Genomic DNA, 15,145 nt, shown 5'->3' with positions numbered 1-15,145 from the left:
ATCGGTAAGGCCTATTCGAGGGCCGCACCTTAAACCCATTTGGGGCCACCGGTCAAGGCGTTGCAACCAGGATCTTCCCGTGCTAGATACCTTGGAACTTATCCACATTAAGTTCTATTCCTATAAAATTTACATCTGGCGCTTTTGGGGGGCCCTTTGGACGGCAAATCTACCTGGTCTCAAGTAAAACAAACCATCCGCTCAAAGAACATGAACAACAAGCCACTGCAATATTGGTTTGAGCCCACCTCCATACTGGAATTGAAATCGAACAACGATTCACTGGTTTTTCGATTGGGTGTCCCCACCGAACTGCATAAGTACTGGATTTCGCAGAACCTTTTAGCATTGATCAGCTCGGAGGTCTCAGCCCTCGTCAAACAGCCCTTTCAAATTGATTTGGTGGTCACCGGAGACGATACGGCTTTGCCCCAACAAGAATCTGAAGAGCCAGAACAACTATCGTTGGAGCCCTCTAATGAGGCGTCCAGGCAAATGTTGGGCTGTCCGACCAACAGCTCTGCCCAACGAGATGCCCTTAATATTGATTACACTTTTTCTACTTTTGTGGTGGGAAGAAACAACGAATTCGCCCATGCTGCCTGCTTCAATATTGCCGAAAACCCGGGGGCCGACAGCTACAATCCTCTGTTTATTTGTGGGCCGACGGGTATGGGTAAAACCCATCTTCTCAATGCTGTGGGCAACCACGTTAAACAAAAGTTCCCTGATCTTACTATCTGCTATTGTTCGGCCGAGCGATTCCTCAATGAGTGCATCAGCAGTATACGGCGTGGCGAGATGCATAAATTTCGCCTCCGCTACCGAGAAAAGTGCCATGTCTTGCTAATGGATGACATTCAGATCTTAAATCGCGGTGAGGCCGTGCAGGAGGAGTTTTTTCACACCCTGAACGATTTTTTTGAAAAGGGTCAACAGGTGGTGGTGGCAAGCGACCGTATGCCTAAAGATATCGTGGGACTCGAAGATCGCATACGTACTCGGCTGGAGTGGGGCTTGATTGCAGATATTCAAATGCCTGACATCGAAACCCGTGTGGCTATTTTGAAATATAAGGCGGAACGAAAAGGGATTAACATTCCTCCTGATGTGGTCAGTTATATCGCTCGAATTTCAAAACGCTCCATTCGGGAGCTCGAAGGCAACCTCAACAAAGTCAAAATGTTCTCCGAGTTGCAGGGACTCAACATCAATATGGATTTGGCAAAGCGCGTATTGGCGACCCATGATGACACGAACACTATCACTGTGGATGAAATTCAAAAGATCACCGCAGAACATTTTAAAGTGAGAGTGCCTGATTTAAAGGCGCGCAGCCGCACTAAACCTATTGTTACGGCACGGCAAATGGCGATGTATATGATAAAAAAATATCTCGATAAATCCCTCGTCGATATTGGCCGAGCCTTTGGTGGTAAAGATCATACTACGGTTATAAATGCTTTGCGTCGGATTGAAGATCAACTGGCTGCGAATAGTGATTTAAAGAGGGATTTCAATGATATAGAGGCCAGAATCCACAATATCACAGGGGTGTAGATAACTGTTGTGGAGATTTCTGTGGAAAAGCTTGTGAATCCCATGAGGAAACGGAATAATCCACAGATCAGATTTTTTTTGCTTATTTTTTTACAGAGAGTTATCCACTGGGATACTTTAATGTTTTCAGTCGTTTAGGAGAAAAAACCGACAATCAACACTGCTACTACTACTTCTTATATTTAATTAAGAAAGTAATAGTGTATTGGGGGCCATAAAGTATGAAATTACAGATTGATAAAAAAGATCTCCTTAACCTCATTGGTAAGGCACAAAATATTGTTGAAAAACGCAACACCATGCCTATTTTGGTGAACGTGCTTTTAGATGCTCATAGTGGCCAACTCACTGTCTTTGCAACAAATCTTGAAGTGAGTATGACAGACCAAGCCAATGCCATCGTTCAGACTCCGGGCAAAGTCGCTGTTAACGCCAAAAGCCTTTTTGATATCGTAAAGGAGTTATCTGACGGTCCTGTCCAGTTGGTGAAGCAAGAAAATAACTGGCTTAAAATTACGCAACATAAATCAGTGTTCAACATAGTAGGCATTAGCCCTGAAGAATACCCCGTCTTCCCTACTTATAGCACGACTGAGTTTATGAAGATTGAAGCGAATGTTCTTCGCGATATGATTGAAAAGACCATTTACAGCGTCTCAAATGATGAAACACGATATCATTTAAACGGCGTTTACTTTGAAAAAGGTGTAGATCAAACCAGTCCCGTTTATCGGATGGTGGCCACGGATGGACATCGATTAAGTCTGGTTGATAGATCATCAACAGTACTCTCATCAGATTCGGCGGCTGAGGGTGTTATTATACCCCGCAAAGGACTAACCGAAATTCGAAAACTACTGGAATCAGTAGACGGCACTTTTGAGATGGCCATTGAAGGGGCACAACTCATCGTCCGCCATGATTCGACGGTTTTAATGATTCGCCTTATTGAAGGTAAATATCCCAATTATAAACAGCTTATTCCACATAATCTAAGTGAACATGTGGAAGTCGATAGAGAGGCTTTGATGTCTTCATTGAGAAGAGTTTCTTTATTGTCTAATCAAAAATCAAAAGGCGTAACGTTAAGCCTATCTAATGGAAAAATGGAGATTTCTTCTAATAACCCGGAGCTTGGGGATGCCAAGGAAGAGATTGAAATAGCCTACAATGGTAGAGGCTTAAAAATTGGTTTTAATGCCAAATATATTTTAGAGGTTTTAGGTAGTATTAGTGACGATAAAGTCACTATAGACCTGAAGGACCAACTATCCCCAGGTGTAATGAGGCCACTTGCTGATAACAAGTACACTTGTGTGATTATGCCAATGCGTATTTAGATGTGGTTAAAACGTTTACGGCTCAGTCATTTTCGCAATTATAGCGATCAAACAGTTGATTTTCATCAGCGCGTAAATATTTTAATAGGCGCGAATGGACAGGGTAAAACCAATTTATTAGAAGCTATATACCTTTTGGGGCGGGGCGGGACCTTTCGGCCTGGGCGTAATGATAAACTCGTCGACCGCGATTGTATAGGCCCGGTACATGCTGTATTAAAGGCTTCTTTGCAACAGGGTGAACTGTCATCAGTGGCAGAAGTAAACATATCGCCCACATCAAAAACCATCAGTCTCAATGGCAAGAAAGTTTCAACAGCCGTTCTTATTCGAAAAAATCCGGTGATCTTGTTTTGTCCGGAGAGCTTGGCAGCGATTAAGTCAGGTCCCGACGAACGAAGAACACTCATAGATGAAGTGCTTATTACGCACAGTCCCGAAAATAGCCAACTGCTCTCTGATTTTCGAAGGATATTGCGCCAGCGAAATCGATTATTGAGAGACCTTAAGCAAGGCTCTATAGAACAAAGAGAAGGCCTCGCCTTGCTGGACAGCATCAACTGCACTTATTTTCCTCTAGCGAGTCAACTCACATGGTCTCGAATATCGGCCTTGCGTGCGATACAGCCGGATTTGCAAAACGCCATGAGAACAATCTCTGGATTGAATGAAGTGGATGTGTCTGTGGATTATGTGATTTCAGGACAGAGCGCCATTGATTGGGACGAAAATCAGGTCTATGATGCTTTGATTAGTCGTTTACAACAACTGAGTCGTGCAGAGGCAGAGGCTGGATTAAGCTTAGTCGGCCCACACAAACACGACATTAGCTTTTTGTATGACAAAGAAGATTCCCGATTTTTCTGCTCACAAGGACAGCAAAGGGCGTTGGTATTATCTTTCAAAATGGCGCAGGTTATGTATCACTACCGACATTACAAAGATTATCCATTGCTTCTGTTAGACGATGTGTTGTCGGAGCTTGATCAGGACAAGAGAGGCAATTTGGTGAAGTTTCTTCAAGGCATAAAGGCCCAAATATTTCTAACTACAACAGATTTATCTTTGCCTGAAGACTTTAAAGATACCGACCTCGCCCTCTTTTCAGTGAACAGCGGCAGAGTTCAACAAGTATCTTAGGGGTTTTAAAGTGTCGGAGAATGTAGTGACTGAAAAAAGCCAAGAGAGAAGTTATGATGCTGGATCAATTCAAGTTCTAGAAGGCCTAGAAGCTGTACGTAAGCGTCCAGGTATGTATATAGGCGACACAGGAATGCGAGGATATCACCACCTAGTAACAGAGGTGGTGGACAACTCTATCGATGAAGCCTTAGCAGGATTCTGTAAACACATAAAAGTAAATATACATGCAAATGGTTCAATCACAGTTGAAGACGATGGGCGGGGAATACCGGTCGATGCTCATGCCAATGGCAAGTCAGCGCTAGAAGTGGTTATGACTGTATTGCATGCTGGTGGCAAATTTGACAGTGAGACATACAAAGTATCAGGTGGTTTACACGGTGTAGGAGCCTCTGTGGTCAATGCTCTATCTAGTAGCTGTACCGTGGAAGTTAAAAGAGCCGGCCACATTTATCGCCAATCTTATGAACAGGGTGTTCCTATGGGGCCCTTAGAGAAAGTAGGCGACACCGATAAAACAGGAACAAAAACAACTTTTAAACCAGATACAGAAATATTCAAAGATCCCAATTGTAAATTTGAATTTAGCACACTGTCGAAGAGGTTTAGAGAGTTAGCTTTTCTGAATGCGGGTTTGCACATATCTCTCACTGATGAAAGAACAGAGAAAAAAGAGGATTTTCAATATGCAAAAGGCATAGTGGAATTCGTCTCTCACATGAATGAATCAAAAAAGACGGTGCATACTGATGTAGTATTTTTCAAAGGTGAAAAAGACGGCGTAGAGGCAGAGGTCGCTATGCAGTGGAACGACTCATTCTCTGAATCAGTTTATAGCTACTGTAACAACATTAATACAGTAGAAGGCGGCACTCATCTAGTAGGGTTTCGTGCCGCTTTGACTCGCACGACAAATTCATACGCTCAGAATAACAACCTTCTTAAAGATCTAAAAAGCAATTTAGATGGCGATGATATACGAGAGGGTTTAGCCGCAGTGGTAAGTGTCAAAGTCATAGAGCCTCAATTTGAAGGCCAAACTAAGACCAAACTCGGGAATACAGAGGTTAAGAGTGTAGTTGAAACACTAGTAAACGAAAAGTTGGCAGATTGGTTTGATAGAAACCCAGGCCCAGCCAAACAGATTATTGGCAAGTGTGTGGATGCAGCGAGAGCGAGAATCGCAGCCCGTAAAGCTCGAGACATGACTCGAAGAAAAACGGCTTTAGATAGTGGCAGTCTTCCAGGTAAAATGGCCGATTGCCAAGAAAGAGACCCATCACTTTCTGAATTGTATTTGGTCGAGGGAGATTCTGCTGGTGGTTCAGCAAAGCAGGCTCGAGATCGTCGGACACAAGCTGTTCTTCCACTTAGAGGTAAAATACTAAACGTGGAAAAAGCGCGATTTGACAAGATGTTATCTAATGAAGAAATCAAAACGATCATTAGCGCACTAGGAACGGGCATAGGAAAAGACAATATTAATCCTGATAAGATTCGTTATCACAAGATTATTATCATGACGGATGCGGACGTGGATGGATCACACATCCGAACGCTTTTGTTGACATTTTTTTATCGGCAAATGCCACAGATTATCGAAAGAGGCTATGTGTATGTGGCTCAACCACCGCTGTATAGGGCCAAAAGAGGTAAAGATGAGGTTTATCTTAAAGATGAAAAGAATTTGTTGAGCTACTTACTAGATCTCAGTTTATCAAAAATCCAAATAGAAAATTTGCAGCCAGGTACAAAAGAAGAAGACCTAAAGAAATTTATAAGTAACATACTGTATCTGGAGGATCTTCGAAAGGCACTGGCAAATCGATTTGAGAGTGAAGTGCTCACGTTCTACCTGGGCTATGAAGAATCTTTATCCATCCTACTGAAAAACAAGGACCAAGCTGAAAAATCTGCCAAAGCTTTTTCTGAATGGGTCAAACGCTATCCCTTGTGTGGCGTATCAGGTGTTCAGTATGAGGTAAAAAAAGATGAAGAATACGACTCTTTTCAACTCCACATCACTACGACCAAATTTGGTCACAAGTTTTTAACAGTAGTGACTCAATCGTTTTCTGAGTCATCGGAGTGGAAAGAATTAAAAAAATTATGGACATCGCTAAATGAAGTTGCTGCCCTGCCCATAAAAATGACGATGGAGGGCGAAGATCCTACGGAATATTCATCCTACATGGATTTTTACAATTACATTATGGAATCGAGTAAAAAAGGCATCTACGTACAGCGATATAAGGGGTTGGGTGAGATGAACCCTGAGCAGTTGTGGGAGACAACGCTAAATCCAGAAAACCGAAGCCTGCTTCGTGTAACGGTTGAAGATGCTATGTCAGCAGATGAAACTTTTAGTGTGTTGATGGGCGATTTGGTAGAGCCACGAAGGAAATTTATTGAAGACAACGCCTTGTTGGCTGGCGAACTGGATGTATAAAAGGTTTGAATATGGAAACAGGTGAAATGAGTGGAATAACGAACGTCGATATTAACAAGGAGATGCGGGAAGCGTATCTCCAGTATTCGATGAGCGTTATAGTTGGTCGAGCTCTACCGGATGTTCGTGATGGTTTAAAGCCAGTTCATCGGCGTGTTCTCTATGCGATGTACGATTTAAATAACGTACACAACAAACCATATAAAAAATCAGCACGTGTGGTGGGGGATGTGATTGGTAAATATCACCCCCACGGAGATGTGGCCGTTTACGATACCATCGTTCGAATGGCCCAAGATTTTTCGTTGAGATATCCTTTGGTAGATGGTCAAGGTAACTTCGGTTCTATAGACGGCGACTCGCCGGCGGCGCAACGTTATACCGAAGTTCGGATGACTAAGATGGCTGAAGAACTCTTGGAAGATATTGAAAAAGAGACAGTCGCTTGGGGACCTAACTACGACGACTCGTTGATGATACCATTGATGTTGCCGGCAAAATTTCCAAATCTTTTGGTGAATGGTAGCTCAGGTATTGCGGTGGGAATGGCTACAAATATACCGCCACATAATCTAGGTGAAGTCATTGATGGGTGTTTGGCGATCATTGAAGATCCCGACATTAAACTCGATAAATTAATAGAAATTATACCGGGCCCAGATTTTCCAACGGCAGGCGTAGTCACGGGTACAAAAGGAATTATCTCTGCATACAAGAAGGGCAGAGGCGTCATCACATTGAGGGCCGTCAGCGAAGTCGTGCCTGTTAAAGATCGAGAGATGATTGTCATCTCAGAAATTCCCTACCAAGTAAATAAAGCCCGGCTTATCGAGAGTATGGCCAATCTTGTGAAAGACAAGCGAGTTGAGGGAATCTCAGATATCAGAGACGAATCTTCTCGTGAAGGCATGAGAATAGTAGTTCTCTTGAAAAAGGGAGAGAATGCCCAGGTCATTTTAAATCGCCTGTATAAATACACTCAAATGCAAACTAGTTTTGGTATTATTATGCTGGCACTAGATTCTCGAAATCAGCCACGAACATGGGATTTAAAATCCATGCTAGAGGCCTTTATTGAACATCGTAAAGATGTGGTCACTCGACGATGTATTTTTGATTTGAAAAAGGCAGAAGCTAGAGCTCACATTTTGGAGGGGTTAAAAAAGGCCCTCGATCAAATAGATGCTATCATTAAAACTATCAAGGGATCAAAAGAAGCACCGATTGCCAAACAGAACTTAATGACGGAATTTGATTTTTCTGATCGTCAAGCTCAGGCAATTTTGGAAATGCGGTTGCAACGCTTGACGGGCCTTGAGCGAGAAAAGGTTTTAAACGAGCTTAAAGATATTCTTGAGCGGATTGAATGGCTCAAAATGGTCTTGGCCGATGTGCGTGAGGTTTACAAAATCATTACTCAGGAGTTGACGGAGATCCGGGCCAACTACTCTGATGCGAGACGAACGAAAATAGAATCAGACAGCGAAGAGATGGACGACGAGGACCTGATTTCTCGAGAAGAAGTGATCGTTTCCATTACAAATAATGGATATATCAAAAGAACTCCGCGTGACCAGTATCGTGTGCAAAAACGAGGAGGCAAAGGAGTAAAAGGATCTGGCGCTCGAGAAGAAGACTATGTGTGGCGAATTTTTGCGGCCGATACGTTGACTACGATTTTGTCTATTTCTGATCGAGGTAAATTATACTGGCTGAAAGTACATCGAATTCCGTTGGCAAGTAGAATCTCCAAGGGTCGAGCGATAGCCAATGTGGTAAATACGTCGAGTGGTGAGAAAATACGGGCATTTTTGCCGGTAGAAAAATTCGACAATACTTCTCATGTAATCATGATAACGGAACAAGGTATTATAAAGCGAACTCGGTTAGACGCGTTCAATCGACCTCGCCCATCAGGTTTGATAGCTTTAACGATAGATCTTGATGACAATCTAATGGATGCGAAAATAGGCGGAGACCAGGGCGATATTTTTATTGCTACCCGTCAGGGTATGTCTATTCGATTCAACCAAGGCGATGTTAGATCTATGGGCCGAGCAGCTCGTGGTGTTAAAGCAATCACTTTAGGTAAAGATGATCGAGTAGTTGGCATGGAGGCTGTTCCCAAGGGATGTGATGATACGATTCTGATAGTGACTCAAGGTGGTTATGGAAAGAGAACGCCGTTGTCTGAGTATCGCACGCAAAGTCGAGGTGGAGTCGGTATTATTACCCAAAAAATCACAAGCAAAGTTGGTGAAGTAGTTGGTGCTAAAATGGTGAAAGAGACCGACGACGTTTTAGTGACGACCAATGAGGGACAGGCCATCCGAATGAAGGCTTCAGACATCTCTACGGTAGGACGAAACACACAAGGTGTTCGCCTCATTAACTTGAAGCCAGGCGAGCATGTCACTGGTGTAGCTGTGTTTAATGAAGAGGACGATGAAGGCGCAGAGGAGTAGTCTTACGAACAGCGTCTTTGCCATAATCAGTCTGTTGTTTATTGTTGGCTGTCAGGGTTCATTTTTAAAAAATGAGTTTGAACGGGGCGAGAAAGCCAGGAAGGAACAAGACTTTGAAAAGGCGTTGTCACACTACGACCGCATAATTCAGCGGGCGCCAGAAAGTTCTTTAGGGATAGAGGCCGGGCGACTGGCGGCCCATTTGTCCATGCACGAAATAAAAGATTACCAGAAATCAATTGGTTACCTGAAGTTTTTGATTTTAAACGCAACTGATCAGGATGATAGATTAAAAGCTCAAAGAGATCTGGCGGCATTGTATTTTGAAAAACTCTCAGACTATCAACAAGCAATAATAGAATATAATAAGTTACTGGCTGTTCGCGAAGACCCTGGCAACAAAGTGGGTTACCGCATGAACATAGCAAAAGCGTATTTCTACATGAGCAAGTTCTATCAAGCAGAAGTAGAAGTGCTCAATTTACTAAAACAAAATCTGTCAGAAGATCAAAAATTTACTGGCAAATTATTGCTCGCAACAATTCATTTCACAAACAAGGAATTGGACAAGGCCATTGTGAAATATGAAGAGTTAATGGCAGATTATCCAGAGCAGGCTCGGGCGCAAAATGTGCCAATGAATCTAGTGGTGTGCTATGAGGAGAAAAGTCAGTTTGATAAGGCGATAGCCCTTTTAGAAGGGTTTAAGCCGTTTGCCAATGAAGCTGATCTTTTGGATTTTAAAATTAAAAGACTGCGGGAGAGGAAATCCAATCAACCTGGATCACGAGGTCTTCGCAAGTAGTAAGAGAGGAAAATGAAGAGCAAGGGACTGGTTTTCGTCGGAATGGGTTTTGAGTTGGGAGCCGTTATAATTGGAGGCTTGCACGTGGGACAGGTGCTTGATCGCCATTTTGGGTGGCCTGGTTACGGCGTAAGCGGAATGGTGATTACGTGTATGATAGGTTGGTTTTACCACCTTATAATACTACTAAAGCGGTTTATGGACGACGATGATGACCAGACTAGTGACACTTCACCAAAGGGATCAAATTGATAGGGAAGCTGTTTCTCCTCCAAATAGCGGTTTCTGCTTTGGTTGTGACAGGAATCGGATTCGTTAAGGCGGCGCATCAATCAATGTCTGCCGCAGTGGGAGCAGTTTTGGTGACAGTGAGCCTTGTCCTTTTAACATGGGCTTGGCACTTGATATTATCCAAAAAACTAATTGCCTTAGCTGTAAGTGTCATTGTATTTAAGTACGCGATTTTCGGTACAATCATTTACATTGTCATCACAAAAGCTTGGGTTGATGGTGTGTGGTTTGTTGTGGGAGTTTCGACTCTTTTGCCGACAGTTCTGTTGTTTGCCATTTGGCAAAACGGGCAAAACAATCAACTCAATTGGTAGTTTAGCGAATGATTCATTTTAATTGGACCCAGTTAATTCCAGAAGTAGGCCACGACTACATACACGTGGCCACGGCCGCGGGTGCGGGCACTGTTTTGGTGGGCTTGAGTGTTTTAGGTAAAATGGCACTAGGCGGTGGCGAAACGGCTGTGCTGCCTGCAGACCGATTTTCACTGAAGGGTTTTTTCGAGGTTCTTACTGAATTTATTGTGGGCCTTACAGACATGGTGATCGGTGAAGAGGGTCGTAAGTTTGTACCTCTCTTTGGCGCCTTGTTTTTCTTTCTCCTCTTTAACAATATCGTGGGACTAATTCCGGGAATGACACCGGCCACAGACAATCTCAATACGACTCTGGGGTTGGGGTTATTTGCATTTTTAGCCTACAACTATTATGGCTTTAAAGAACATGGCATTGGCTATTTGAAGCAGTTTTTGGGGCCCTTGTTGCCGTTGGCTCCATTAATGTTGATCATCGAGTTAATCTCTCACTTTGTGCGACCCGCCAGCTTGGGACTCCGCTTACAGGGTAACATGATGGGTGACCATACCGTATTAGGGATCTTTCTTGATTTAGTGCCCTATGGTCTACCGGTCATTTTTTATTGCCTAGGTCTTTTTGTCTGTTTTATGCAGGCATTTGTTTTCACGTTGCTTACGATGATTTACGTATCTTTAGCAATATCACATGATCATTAAACACTAAGGGAGAAATAGATGAAAAAGGCCAAACTACTTAGCCTCTTAACATTATTAGCATCAGTGCCAGCATTTGCTGCTGAAGGGGAGCTATCTCAGAGTGCCCAGTTGTTGGCGGAAACTATGGGTAACTCAGCTCTTTTTGCCATCGCAGCCGGCATAGGCCTAGGTATGGCAGCCATCGGCGGAGCATTGGGTCAAGGTAAAATCGGTGCTGCTGCAATGGACGGCATTGCCCGTAACCCACAGGCTCAAAAATCTATGTTTGTGCCTATGATCGTTGGTCTAGCGCTTATTGAATCACTGGTCATTTATGTGCTTGTAATTGCATTTATGATTGTTGGTAAAATCTGAGAAATTGACCAAAGTCGAGAAAATAGCCTGTGAGCCGAAGAGGTTCATGGGCTTTTTTTTGCCCAAAAAAAACCACAAATTCCAGATAACACCCTATAAATCCTAATATTTTTTCAAAATAGTGCCGATATATGTTTGTGCAAAAGAGACTTTTTGGAACGACTAAAATAACTTTTGAAGAACGGGCCAGTCACAGGGGTTAGATGACAGATTCATCGAACAACTCATTTTCCAACCAAGAAACGGTCAATGTTGACGACATGATCGTTAAGGTGCTCATTATTTGTAAAGACAAGAGTCGTATGGCTGTGGTTTCAAACTTTCTTAATCGACGAGGGTGGCCAACTCATGTTGTTGATCGAATCGATCAAGCCATCAAACATTTGGCAAAAGACAAATATGATTATGTGTTGGTCAGCGCCAATCATCCGAATCCTAAATTAGCCGTTTTGCCAGTCTTTTTGGCCCAAACGTTTAATCTAGAAACCGTGGCCTTTGGGGAGGTTCTAGATATTCAAACCGTCGATAAAATCAACAAAACTCGGGCTGACCACAAAATTCTAAACCCCATAAGTGGTCCAACGCTTCACCGAAAAATCCTTCAAATTCTCAAAGAACGATTCGAAACGCCACAGGTTACAGAGGCTGCACCGGCAGATGTGCCGGTGACAGAGGCTCATCAAAATGCATCCTCGGGTGACGAGACAATTCCCACGCTACGTCAACGGCGGCTTGGAGCTTCGAAAAAGAAATCGGCCGCCGAGCGGGAAAAGGAGCGAAGAATTTTAGAACGAATCGATCAAGTGCTTAAACAGGTCAATGATGATCCAGAAACCATTAAAACACCCACTAATGTAGTCGGGGTGGAGAAAAAGAAAAAATCTAAAACGACGATTATCACAGGTAATCCCACCTCAAAACAAAACATGACGGCCCTATCAGTTGCGGAAGAAGGGGACGACAAGAAAAACGCAACACACTTGACGCAACCAGGCTCTGCAATGCCCGAAGCGGGCTCCAGCTTAGCAAAAGGCTACGGTAATCGTTCAGCCACTATCGTTCAAAAAGGTAAAAAGCGAAAAAAGTCTGGGTTGAATATCGTTGAATCCGAAACCGAATCAAACGATTTGCTTTTAAATCGAGGTGCAAAAAAACAAAAAGGCAATTTAACGACTAATCCCACCGAGTCAAACACAGAAGGAGCCATAGTTCAGAAGGGAGCTGACCCGGTCACCAAAGGAGCCTATGTACAAAAAGGGCCTCAAGGCACAGCCGGCACGCCGGCAACTGGATTGCCAGAGGCAGATAACAAAGGCAGTGACGTCATTCAACCTGGAGTCATATCAAATATTGAATCAGCGAGATCTAAATCGTCAGGCGACAAAGTGGGAACACAAATAGACGAAGGGAGAAATGAACCGTCAATCCTATCCAGCAAGTCTAATCCACTGCCAGGCAAAAATCAGAAACATGATGTGGCCTCATTGCAGGCGCCTCGCCTCGAAAAAGATTCCGATGAGGATCTTAGAAGCCTGATGTCTGAAATTATGGATGACACGACAGAAACAACTTCTGTCGAAGAGGCTTCGGCTGGAAGATCAATGCAAATGGATTTAGAGTCAGATAGTGAACAGGAAGGGGCCAGCCCCAGGGCTGCTGCTGACCTCAAGGTGACAGAGGCTCAACAAAAAACGGGGATAGAAGGGGCCATAGAGGCAGCATTAAAAAATGCCGTTGACCGACCAAGTTCGCAAACAAAGCACTTAGTTGTGGCCACAGATGTCTATGTGATCTCCGTTTTGTCTGAAGAGTTGAGTGGGTTTATCGTGGTCTCCACCTCAGAAGAGGGGGACAGCCAAACCGAACTTTTCAAAAAATTTGATGTTAATATCAAACAAGAGTTAGACAAATTTTTGTCACAAGGAAAAATGTCTAAAGGTGTAGAGATAAGCTGTGGAAATCTTCCAATTGAAGAATGGGCAAAACTAAATACAGATTTTCATTGTAAACAAAAGCATAAACGTGGAGAGGTGTTAGCCACCTTCTTTAAAAGCTCCGAAGAACTTCCGCGCTTCAAGTCGAGCACAATATTTGTTGATCGCTCTGAACTTTCTTACAGGGATATGCATGCAAATTTAGAAGTGCCTTGTGATTTGTTCTTATACATGTCAGCAAATAACAAACTTTTGCACTACGTGACCAAAGGGCACAGTTTAAATGAGCGGCAGGTTGAAAAACTAAAAACCGCAGAAAAAGAACTCCTCTTTTCTCAAACTGAAAAAGATAAAATGACGGCCGCTTTCATTAAGCGGATATTGTTCGCAAAGACGGTGTCATCAAAGACGGAAGACCCGGCAGCCTAGAGCATAGGGTCTACGATATCATAAATTCGCTTTTTTATATCGTTTAGGCCGTCTTCAGAATTAGATTCAAACCTTAAAACAAGCACGGGCTGGGTGTTTGACGGACGAGCCAACGCCCAACCATTTTCAAAACTAATTCTAAGGCCATCTATTCGGTTAACCGTATAGTCGTCACCCTTATCCCCAAAAACTTCTATTAGCTTATCGACGATTTGGTGCTTTTTTTCTTCTGTAGTATCTATTCGAAGCTCAGGAGTGTTAAATGCTGGTGGAAAATCAGACAAAAGTTCACTCATTTTTTTGCCTGTTTTTGCTAAGATCTCCACAAGTCGAAGTCCCGCATACAGAGCATCATCGTAGCCGTAGTTTCGGTCGGCAAAAAACACATGTCCACTCATCTCGCCACCAAACGGAGATTTTTCGTCTTTTATTTTTTGTTTTACAAGACTGTGGCCAGTTTTCCACATAATGGGTATTCCGCCATGGCGTTCAATATCAGCAAATAGGCGGTCTGAACATTTGACGTCACCAATAATTTTGGCACCAGGATTTTCTTTTAAAACATATCGGCTCCAAATAGCAATGAGTTCATCGCCTAGAATCATTTTGCCATTTTCGTCAACAACACCAATTCGATCGGTGTCGCCATCAAATCCAATACCGACCACTGCTGAGTGCTCTTTTACTGCCATTTTTAGGTCTTCTAAATTCTCTTCGACGGTGGGGTCGGGATGATGATTGGGAAAAGTTCCATCTGGGTCTTCAAACAATATAATAGGATCGAGCCCTACAGCAGCAAATAAGTCTCGGGCCACACAGCCTGCAGTTCCATTCCCACAGTCGAGCACCACCTTGGTGTTTGGTAGGGCTCCAAACTCCTGTCGATATCTAGCCAAATAACTCGGAAAAATATCGATGGTCTCATCAGAACCGTGCCCTTCAAAGAACTCACCGTTGTTAATTATAGTTTCGAGACGTTTAATTTTTTCTCCAAAGATCGTTGAAGGCCCAACTGAAATCTTAAAACCATTATATTCAGGCGGATTGTGACTGCCGGTGACCATGAAGGCACCGTTGACATTGGGCCACGTAAAAGTGGAAAAATAACAGATAGGAGTAGTGACAAGTCCCAGCCTTAAAACATTACCACCGCTCGAAGTAATGCCCTTAACCAATGCATCGACTATGCTGGGACTCGAGACTCTTGCATCATGTCCTATAGTTAGGGTTGGTTTCGATATTTCAAGCTCTTGGTGGATTAGGGTGACCAGAGCGCGTCCTAACAAGGTAGCAAATTCAACATCAAAATCTTGGTCTACAACGCCTCTAATGTCGTATTCGCGAAAAATTACTGAATTCATTT

General features: G+C 43.2%; 12 protein-coding genes. 11 read left to right on the top strand and 1 reads right to left on the bottom strand.

Translation table 11 applies throughout. From position 1 onward, the window contains the following. Positions 1 to 210: 210 nt before the first annotated feature. From dnaA to H6626_11610, 11 genes are all read left to right on the top strand, one after another. The gene (dnaA, locus tag H6626_11660; protein ID USN49021.1) at positions 211 to 1,560 is read left to right on the top strand and encodes a chromosomal replication initiator protein DnaA; all 1,350 of its coding nucleotides are present in this window, start codon (positions 211 to 213) and stop codon (positions 1,558 to 1,560) included. 221 nt (positions 1,561 to 1,781) lie between these two features. Next, positions 1,782 to 2,900, top strand: coding sequence for a DNA polymerase III subunit beta (gene dnaN, locus H6626_11655; protein ID USN46845.1), 1,119 nt, complete (start codon positions 1,782 to 1,784; stop codon positions 2,898 to 2,900). Beyond that, positions 2,901 to 4,040 carry a DNA replication/repair protein RecF gene (locus H6626_11650; GenBank protein USN46844.1) on the top strand — a complete coding sequence of 380 codons (1,140 nt, stop codon included), beginning with the start codon at positions 2,901 to 2,903 and terminating at the stop codon, positions 4,038 to 4,040. It abuts the gene before it with no gap. 25 nt (positions 4,041 to 4,065) lie between these two features. Further along, positions 4,066 to 6,492 (top strand): DNA topoisomerase (ATP-hydrolyzing) subunit B, encoded by a 2,427-nt coding sequence (gene gyrB, locus H6626_11645; protein ID USN49020.1) that lies wholly within the window; start codon positions 4,066 to 4,068, stop codon positions 6,490 to 6,492. Between the two features lie 26 nt (positions 6,493 to 6,518). Beyond that, a complete protein-coding gene (gyrA, locus tag H6626_11640) occupies positions 6,519 to 8,957 on the top strand; it encodes a DNA gyrase subunit A (GenBank protein USN49019.1) in 2,439 nt (812 codons plus the stop codon). Next, positions 8,938 to 9,762 (top strand): tetratricopeptide repeat protein, encoded by an 825-nt coding sequence (locus H6626_11635; protein USN46843.1) that lies wholly within the window; start codon positions 8,938 to 8,940, stop codon positions 9,760 to 9,762. The genes gyrA and H6626_11635 overlap by 20 nt, the downstream gene beginning before the upstream one ends. A gap of 12 nt (positions 9,763 to 9,774) precedes the next feature. Then, complete coding sequence (locus H6626_11630; GenBank protein ID USN46842.1) at positions 9,775 to 10,014, top strand: hypothetical protein; 240 nt, start codon at positions 9,775 to 9,777, stop codon at positions 10,012 to 10,014. Positions 10,015 to 10,163: 149 nt separating this feature from the next. After that, positions 10,164 to 10,367, top strand: a complete 204-nt coding sequence (locus H6626_11625) for a hypothetical protein (protein ID USN46841.1) — start codon at positions 10,164 to 10,166, stop codon at positions 10,365 to 10,367. Positions 10,368 to 10,378: 11 nt separating this feature from the next. After that, positions 10,379 to 11,065, top strand: a complete 687-nt coding sequence (atpB, locus tag H6626_11620; protein ID USN49018.1) for a F0F1 ATP synthase subunit A — start codon at positions 10,379 to 10,381, stop codon at positions 11,063 to 11,065. An 18-nt stretch (positions 11,066 to 11,083) separates the two neighbouring features. Further along, positions 11,084 to 11,419, top strand: coding sequence for an ATP synthase F0 subunit C (locus H6626_11615; protein USN46840.1), 336 nt, complete (start codon positions 11,084 to 11,086; stop codon positions 11,417 to 11,419). Between the two features lie 203 nt (positions 11,420 to 11,622). Continuing rightward, a complete protein-coding gene (locus H6626_11610; GenBank protein ID USN46839.1) occupies positions 11,623 to 13,782 on the top strand; it encodes a hypothetical protein in 2,160 nt (719 codons plus the stop codon). Here the strand turns inward: H6626_11610 and H6626_11605 are convergent. Beyond that, the gene (locus H6626_11605) at positions 13,779 to 15,143 is read right to left on the bottom strand and encodes a phosphomannomutase/phosphoglucomutase (protein USN49017.1); all 1,365 of its coding nucleotides are present in this window, start codon (positions 15,141 to 15,143) and stop codon (positions 13,779 to 13,781) included. The two genes, H6626_11610 and H6626_11605, sit on opposite strands and share 4 nt — an antisense overlap. Between the last annotated feature and the right edge of the window lie 2 nt (positions 15,144 to 15,145).

The sequence above is a fragment of the Pseudobdellovibrionaceae bacterium genome (assembly GCA_023898385.1).
Classification (GTDB): domain Bacteria; phylum Bdellovibrionota; class Bdellovibrionia; order Bdellovibrionales; family UBA1609.
This window is presented reverse-complemented; position numbering and strand designations above follow the sequence as displayed.

What these genes read in the sequence shown, in the direction of transcription:
- dnaA (USN49021.1), top strand. Translation starts at nt 211, where the DNA reads ATGAACAACAAGCCACTGCAATATTGGTTTGAGCCCACCTCCATACTG.
- dnaN (USN46845.1), top strand. Translation starts at nt 1,782, where the DNA reads ATGAAATTACAGATTGATAAAAAAGATCTCCTTAACCTCATTGGTAAG.
- H6626_11650 (USN46844.1), top strand. Translation starts at nt 2,901, where the DNA reads ATGTGGTTAAAACGTTTACGGCTCAGTCATTTTCGCAATTATAGCGAT.
- gyrA (USN49019.1), top strand. Translation starts at nt 6,519, where the DNA reads ATGAGTGGAATAACGAACGTCGATATTAACAAGGAGATGCGGGAAGCG.
- H6626_11635 (USN46843.1), top strand. Translation starts at nt 8,938, where the DNA reads ATGAAGGCGCAGAGGAGTAGTCTTACGAACAGCGTCTTTGCCATAATC.
- H6626_11630 (USN46842.1), top strand. Translation starts at nt 9,775, where the DNA reads ATGAAGAGCAAGGGACTGGTTTTCGTCGGAATGGGTTTTGAGTTGGGA.
- H6626_11615 (USN46840.1), top strand. Translation starts at nt 11,084, where the DNA reads ATGAAAAAGGCCAAACTACTTAGCCTCTTAACATTATTAGCATCAGTG.
- H6626_11610 (USN46839.1), top strand. Translation starts at nt 11,623, where the DNA reads ATGACAGATTCATCGAACAACTCATTTTCCAACCAAGAAACGGTCAAT.
- H6626_11605 (USN49017.1), bottom strand. Translation starts at nt 15,143, where the DNA reads ATGAATTCAGTAATTTTTCGCGAATACGACATTAGAGGCGTTGTAGAC.